Genomic DNA, 5707 nt, shown 5'->3' on the forward strand with positions numbered 1-5707 from the left:
TGATTTTCGTGCCATAAAAATAAATCTCCTTTTTTATTTTTATATTACACGATTTTCTACTTGCTAAACAAGCTTTGTACTATAATTTTAATTTATGGCAAATATTATTTTTTATAAGGTTATCCTGCTGAGATGTTAATTATGCAATCAAATAAAACTTGTCCAATAGTTCAACAATATCTAAGTTACCTTGTTGTCATTAAAGACCGTGCTGATAGTACAAAAAAATATCATACAGACTTACGTACGTTTTTCAACTATATTATGAACTTACATAATATTCCTATTGCTGGTGAAAACTTTGCTCAAACAGACTTAAAATTCATAAAATCTATTACTCTGTATGATATTTATTCTTTTATTTCTTATTGCCAAAAATCATTAATTTCTTTACCCAAAACTAGAGCTCATTAACCTAATAAAAACTTTTAATATGGATAGCACTAAACCGCGGATGCGTGATATTTATAATATCATCAATAGTTAATGTTCTAATAATTAAAGGAAAACAATGTGAATATATGTAGTATGTTGGCTAATGACTTTTATTTTGTGTTTGTCTTCACTTATTCCCTCAAAATAAATTAATTCGTCAATTATCATATATGAAATCTCATTATCCAATTAATAATTCATCAAAGAATTTCTCGACAAGATTAGCTAAATAATTAGTGTTTATATACAAAAGGTTCTGCATATTTATAATGTGAATTTCTTCTGTAAAATCAGTAACTCCTGGCCTTATCGAGTGAAAATCATATGTCTATAATTCATATATTCCTTAAACTCGTCACTATTATGAATATTCTCAATGTCATTAAATAAAGGAATGTTTGCCCCACGAAGTAGATCTAAATTAGCTACAAAGATTGTTCGTTTCACTTCCAATCTTTGTAAGGGGTCAGGCACCTTACAAAAACTGAACTGCAGTTTTTGTTGCTACTTCTAGCATTAACTTCACCTGATAATATACAAACATTTACTAAATGGCCTTTCTGAACAAGTTTGTACATTGTAGCGCCTGCACCTAAAACCTCATCATCTGGATGTGCAACAACAATTAAATACGTCATATCAAATACCTCGCTTAACTTAAAATTAATTTTCTAATCTATACCACATACTCATTTAGGCATTACCTTTGATTCCTTCTATATTATGTCATTACAATATGTAATATACATTATGTCATAATTTAAAGAGTTTCACATATTGTTAAATATATTGTATTCCATGTAGAATATAAGGATTTCGGGAAAATACACCATATATAGTTCTTCCATCATATTTGAGCATGCACTTTACCCTATCTCTTATGAACTGTTCTCCAATTATGTCTAAAACTTCATTTCTTTCAAACCAACAAACTTCAATACTTTCTTCACTTGTAGTCAATTCACCTGAAAGTGCTTTAGCAGCAAATCCAAAGCTTACAATTGTTGGAATTGAACTTATTCCGTCATATTGAACCCCCATTCCTATATTAGAGTGAACTGCCATTAAATTGCCAATCTCTACATCTATTCCTGATTCTTCTTTTACCTCTCTTTTCAATGCCTCTATTAGAGTTTCTCCTACTTCAACTTGTCCACCAGGAATTTCCCATCCTCTTACTGGATTTTTTACCATAAGTATTTTTCCTTGGTCGTTTTCTATTAAAGCACATACAGAAACAATATGTACTGGAAAATTCATAATATCACAACTCCTTCTTATATCTAGTGTAGTTCACCCTACACTGACTGATTTTATTACATTTACACACAGACTACATATAATCAATGTAGTCTATAATTTTTCATACAGTTTACCCCTTAGCATTTCTAACTGTTCCTTCAATTTCTTATTCTCTTCTTCAAGTTCTTTAATCTTTTTATCTTTAGCCATTATAATAATATCTTTCGATTTACTTGTTTTATCATATTTAGTTCTTTTGTTCATTTCCTTACTTACTTGCTTTTGTCTTAAATCTTCTATTCTTGATCTAACTTCTTGATTTTTATATAAGAATGTCTTCGCCACTCCACTTTCTTGTGAAATACTATTAAAATTAATCTTTTCATCGTTAAGAGAAAGTTTTCTAATAGCTTTATCAACCTTTTCTAAGATAATTTTTGTTTTCTCCTGTGCATATTTCTTTAATCCTTTAGTTTGATATGTCATTCCCCTCTTGATTTACTATTTTTATAGACTAATTTTGTCCTGTAACACTTTCCAATATTTTCTTAATCAATCACCACTTTGCAAAAAATTAAGCTACTAAATCAATAACAAAATAGACTTTAACATCCAAAGAAAGAAAACTTATCATTAATAAAAGGAGTTATTTGAACAAATAAAAATGAAATATAGAAGATATTTAAAAGTATCGTCCTCATATTAAACATTAACTAATTCATGTTTTTAAAACATCCTTATATCCTTTGAAGTTACAGTAGTTATGAAAATTCTTACTGAATCGAAGTTCTCAATGTCTTCAGCAGTTACAATAATTTAAACTAATTCAGTACCAAACAAGTTTATAGTACTTATTTAGTTGATACAAAGTACTCAGCTACTTTTTGAAAACATAACTCTTTAAGATTGACTCTATCCCCATATTTTTAGTTTTTTATTGTTTACTTGTAAGTGGAAGTTGTAGTTCATAAATTTCAATATAACTACAAATGGCAACTATACGTTCCAAATTTGAATACTTTTTCACCATGTCAAGAACTTCACATTTTGAATACCAACTATCACAGAAAATAATTACCTAATATTGTTGGAGTAAATGCATTAAAATATCTATAAGATTTGAGACAAATTGAAATTTTGTTTTCTCTTTATCATATGCCTGTACCCTAACGAAATGATTTAAAACCTTACTTTATTAGCAAAGAACAATGAAATATTGATGGCTAATGTGATAAAACAGTATCCATCTAAATAAATAGTACCTTTTTTCTTACGGATCCAAAATATGCAGACATCAATCAAAATTTTTACCATACTTGCATAATTGCAAAATAGTCTTCAATCTTTGCCCATCCTTCTTCCCACTTTAAACTTCTTAATGCTGGATAGTGGCTCTTATGTACATTTTCTTCAAGTTTAGCATTAGATAAACGTATAACTTCAACATACCTTATATACTTTCTTACTACATTATATGAGTTAAAGTTTTTATCTATAATGTGTTGTAAATGTAGTCTTCCAATATCTAAACAAACCCTTATATTCTCATACTTATGTAGAAGCTTTATTATCCCATCTCCTTCACATATATATTTATTTATAACATCAAACTCTAATACAGGTATAAAATTACATTCTGTTCCCTTAGTACTTATCCACTCAAAAAATTTCTCACTTGCTCTTAAGAAGTCCTCATAGGAATACTCTTCTTCATAACAGTATTCAGTATAGTCCGTAAATCTCCAGTTACTCCAGTTTACCTCATTTGAAAGTAAAACAGGCTTTGGATAATGAAATAATATATAATGTGGATTTATTTTCTTAATATAACTAAGTTCTTCCTCTATATAATTATATGATTGTTTCTTTGTCTAATCATCTTTAGATAAATATTGTGGGTCTCTTAATCGCCATTTACCTGATCTTAAAGGAAAGTGAACACATATTTTAAAATTGTCTTTCTTTGAGCAAGTTATTAACTTATCTAATTCAGTTTCATTTTTCATAAAACATGCCTTTACTCCATAAAATTCCTTCCTAAAATCTCTATGCTGCTTAATTTCATCAAATTCTCCAAATTGTCCTATAAGAAATTGTTTCATATTTAATACCTCTCCAATCTTATATAATAATTTATAGTGTTTTTGTGGCTTGTAGGCTTACTTGTTTATTTCAGGCATGCACAAAAGATATATTATTTTAAGAGTATCCTTTATTAAAAATTAAGTCAATGTAGGATTCATAAATAATACTGAGGAAGTAACTATATAACCATGTGTTCGTGTAAAATAGTATCCTACTCTCAAACTCTTAAATATGTAATGATGTCCCTACTTAAGCTTTATCATGCAGATATTACATTCCACTAAATTATTATCAAATGGTATATAAAAGTCATTCATAAACTTAAGTGGTCCATTTGCATACAATGAAAGCTTTAGGAAAACTTCTGCTTTTACCAACTTTATAATCAAAATTTAATTTGAAATTGATACCTATAGCATGTACTTCTTTGTATTACGAGAACTATACATGTAGTTTTTATGCTGTAGGTATTCTTATTATCAGTGATGAACTTTATTATTAATTTTGTTCTTTACTAATATAACAATAACCTTTTTAGCATCTCATTTTTCCCGTGATCCTAGCTAAATATTTCCTCAATTAACGTACATCGTTAACTTATATGATTTCTAATTTTTTGATTGGATAAGCTTGTAGTACTTTATCCAACTTCTTATTGTAGCACGTATTAAGCCATATTCGCTGCTAAACTCATTTCTTGTTTCACCTAATTTATTACGATCAACTATCATTGTTTTAAAATCATCCGGGTATCTTACTCCAGTATTCTTAGTCATGTGTACACATCCTTTTCTAATTCTATTTGATAATAGATAACTTAATGTGACCACAAAAATATACTAGCGCCTATTAAATATTCATATTGTTATAACCTTCTCTAATTCCTTTATTGCTAATCACAACTTGAATACTTTTTATAAAAATAAATGTATCAAAAGCTATACCCATTTTATTTACATATTCACTATCAAATTTAGCTTTAGCATAAATCTCATCTTTCTTATTTATTTGAGTCCATCCAGTAAGACCTTGATATATATCATTAACTCCATATTTACCTCTTTCTTCTATTAAATCAAATTGATTCCAAAGTATAGGTCTTGGACCTATAATACTCATATCACCTTTAACTCAAACTTCGCACATTAAAAAAACGACTTAACCCATTGAAAATACAAGGATTTTGAGCATTTTAATATGGTAAATTCCTCTTAAAAATGATATAATGTAAGTAACTACAAATACAAAAAATATCAGTTTTGGGAGGAATAACTCATATGAACAATATACCACAAAATAATGAAAATGAAAACATATTTATTAAATCTATACTAAATTTTGTTAAACAATTTAAGGTGATAAGTGCTTTTAAAAAAGCAAATTGCTATAAAGAAAAAGGTATATGTGTTCATGATATTTTTTGTTATATATTACAACTTGTTTATACTGGAAAAAGCATGCACATGGGTTATCAAACAGAATCTAATAATCCAAAGTTTGGCAAAGATGTAGTATACAGATTTTTAAATTCTATGTATATAAATTGGCAAACTTTTTTGATACAGTTAGCGAAAGCATTATAAATACTCATCTATTAGAATTAACTTCAGAAGAATGTATTAATGCAATAGTAGTTGATGACTCATTTTATGGCAGACTTAGAAGTAAAAGAGTTGAATTACTTGCTAATGTAAATGATCATGCAAGTAAAGGTAATAAGTAGCTACAAAGATTGTTCGTTTCACTTCCAATCTTTGTAAGGGGTCAGGCACCTTACAAAAACTGGACTGCAGTTTTTGTTGCTACTATTTCAGAGAAAACTATACCTTCGTCACGGGCAAAATCTCCAATTGAATTATGTGGTTTTCATCATTCTCATACTAAAAATAAAAAAGTTTATGGTCATCAAATAGTAGGTGTTCTTCTGCAATGTGGGGATATAACT

The 5707-nt window shown here is 28.2% G+C and carries 7 protein-coding genes and 1 pseudogene; 2 read left to right on the forward strand and 6 right to left on the reverse strand.

The genetic code is table 11. The annotated features are described in order from the left end of the window. Window positions 1-878: 878 nt before the first annotated feature. From CLTEP_RS13250 to CLTEP_RS13270, 6 genes are all read right to left on the reverse strand, one after another. The gene (locus CLTEP_RS13250; protein ID WP_066827467.1) at window positions 879-1073 is read right to left on the reverse strand and encodes a PIG-L deacetylase family protein; all 195 of its coding nucleotides are present in this window, start codon (window positions 1071-1073) and stop codon (window positions 879-881) included. A gap of 142 nt (window positions 1074-1215) precedes the next feature. Continuing rightward, window positions 1216-1695, reverse strand: coding sequence for an NUDIX hydrolase (locus CLTEP_RS13255; RefSeq protein ID WP_066827469.1), 480 nt, complete (start codon window positions 1693-1695; stop codon window positions 1216-1218). Window positions 1696-1788: 93 nt separating this feature from the next. Beyond that, window positions 1789-2163 carry a DUF6262 family protein gene (locus CLTEP_RS13260; protein WP_066827471.1) on the reverse strand — a complete coding sequence of 125 codons (375 nt, stop codon included), beginning with the start codon at window positions 2161-2163 and terminating at the stop codon, window positions 1789-1791. A gap of 1385 nt (window positions 2164-3548) precedes the next feature. After that, window positions 3549-3779 (reverse strand): hypothetical protein, encoded by a 231-nt coding sequence (locus CLTEP_RS13265; protein ID WP_066827473.1) that lies wholly within the window; start codon window positions 3777-3779, stop codon window positions 3549-3551. A gap of 591 nt (window positions 3780-4370) precedes the next feature. Next, complete coding sequence (locus CLTEP_RS14980) at window positions 4371-4538, reverse strand: hypothetical protein (RefSeq protein WP_161938387.1); 168 nt, start codon at window positions 4536-4538, stop codon at window positions 4371-4373. A 73-nt stretch (window positions 4539-4611) separates the two neighbouring features. Continuing rightward, complete coding sequence (locus CLTEP_RS13270) at window positions 4612-4881, reverse strand: sugar transferase (protein ID WP_066827475.1); 270 nt, start codon at window positions 4879-4881, stop codon at window positions 4612-4614. Window positions 4882-5039: 158 nt separating this feature from the next. On the opposite strand from CLTEP_RS13270, the gene CLTEP_RS15210 reads away from it, so the two are divergent. Then, window positions 5040-5345 carry a hypothetical protein gene (locus tag CLTEP_RS15210; protein WP_066827477.1) on the forward strand — a complete coding sequence of 102 codons (306 nt, stop codon included), beginning with the start codon at window positions 5040-5042 and terminating at the stop codon, window positions 5343-5345. Window positions 5346-5566: 221 nt separating this feature from the next. After that, window positions 5567-5707 (forward strand): annotated as a pseudogene (locus tag CLTEP_RS15255) (IS701 family transposase); the annotation flags it as partial.

Source organism: Clostridium tepidiprofundi DSM 19306 (genome assembly GCF_001594005.1).
In the GTDB taxonomy this organism is placed as follows: Bacteria; Bacillota; Clostridia; order Clostridiales; family Clostridiaceae; genus Clostridium_AC; species Clostridium_AC tepidiprofundi.

Bases quoted from the DNA above. Each gene is read 5' to 3' on its own strand.
- CLTEP_RS13250 (WP_066827467.1), bottom strand. From the start codon at position 1,073: ATGACGTATTTAATTGTTGTTGCACATCCAGATGATGAGGTTTTAGGT.
- CLTEP_RS13255 (WP_066827469.1), bottom strand. From the start codon at position 1,695: ATGAATTTTCCAGTACATATTGTTTCTGTATGTGCTTTAATAGAAAAC.
- CLTEP_RS13260 (WP_066827471.1), bottom strand. From the start codon at position 2,163: ATGACATATCAAACTAAAGGATTAAAGAAATATGCACAGGAGAAAACA.
- CLTEP_RS13265 (WP_066827473.1), bottom strand. From the start codon at position 3,779: ATGAAACAATTTCTTATAGGACAATTTGGAGAATTTGATGAAATTAAG.
- CLTEP_RS14980 (WP_161938387.1), bottom strand. From the start codon at position 4,538: ATGACTAAGAATACTGGAGTAAGATACCCGGATGATTTTAAAACAATG.
- CLTEP_RS13270 (WP_066827475.1), bottom strand. From the start codon at position 4,881: ATGAGTATTATAGGTCCAAGACCTATACTTTGGAATCAATTTGATTTA.
- CLTEP_RS15210 (WP_066827477.1), top strand. From the start codon at position 5,040: ATGAACAATATACCACAAAATAATGAAAATGAAAACATATTTATTAAA.